At 48.3% G+C, this 908-nt stretch carries 1 protein-coding gene; it reads left to right on the forward strand.

Features of this window, described 5'->3' with window-relative positions; translation table 11 throughout:
- A partial coding sequence (locus tag ICN44_RS12280) for an IS3 family transposase (RefSeq protein WP_216264209.1) occupies positions 1–855 on the forward strand: 855 nt, incomplete at its 5' end.
- Positions 856–908: the final 53 nt, after the last annotated feature.

The raw sequence follows: 908 nt of genomic DNA on the forward strand, positions 1-908 counted from the left end.
ACTAGGCGTAAAAATGCAGCGCAGCTGCTCATGGACCAGCATTCTATCTCTGAGCGGACTGCCTGCAGTTTAGTGGGGCTATCTAGAGCAGCGTATCGCTATATGCCATTGCCTAGAGATGACGAAGAGCCCCTTAGAGCCGAAGTCATCCGCATGGTCAGCACCTATGGCCGTTACGGTTATCGATTTATTGCGGGCATGATGCGTAACGCTGGTTGGGGGCAAGCGACTACCGCCAAGGTTGCTCGCATCTGGCGGCAAGAAGGCCTAAAGATCCCACAAAAGCAACCTCCTAGAGGCAGACTCTGGTTTAACGATGGCAGCTGTATGAGGTTGCGAGCTACTCATACCAATCATGTTTGGAGTTATGACTTTGTCTTTATCAGGGACGCTTATGGTGGCAAGATCCGGATGCTGACCATGATTGATGAGTTCAGTAGAAAGTGTTTAACGATCCACTGCGCTAGACGAATTGGCTCAATCCAAGTGATTGAACAACTGGCCAACGCCATGATTACTCACGGCATCCCCGAGCACATCCGAAGTGATAATGGCCCAGAATTTATTGCTAAAGAGCTGCGTAGTTGGTTATCTGGCATTGGAGTAAAGACAGCCTACATTGAACCGGGCAGCCCTTGGGAGAATGGCTTTTGTGAAAGCTTTAACGGCACCTTTAGAGACAATCTTTTGGATGGGGAGATCGTCTATAGCTTAAAAGAAGCCCAGATCATCGTGGGGGAGTGGGTTAAGCATTACAACCATGTCAGGCCGCATAGCGCTTTAGGTTACAGACCACCAGCACCCCAAACCCAAGTACCCCAAATAATACAAAATCAACCCATGTTGCTGCAATGATTTACTATAGAAAAACTCTCTTTGGTAGTGGACCTAAATTGACAGCAGTTCAC

This window comes from Polynucleobacter sp. JS-Fieb-80-E5 (assembly GCF_018882015.1).
Taxonomy (GTDB): domain Bacteria; phylum Pseudomonadota; class Gammaproteobacteria; order Burkholderiales; family Burkholderiaceae; genus Polynucleobacter.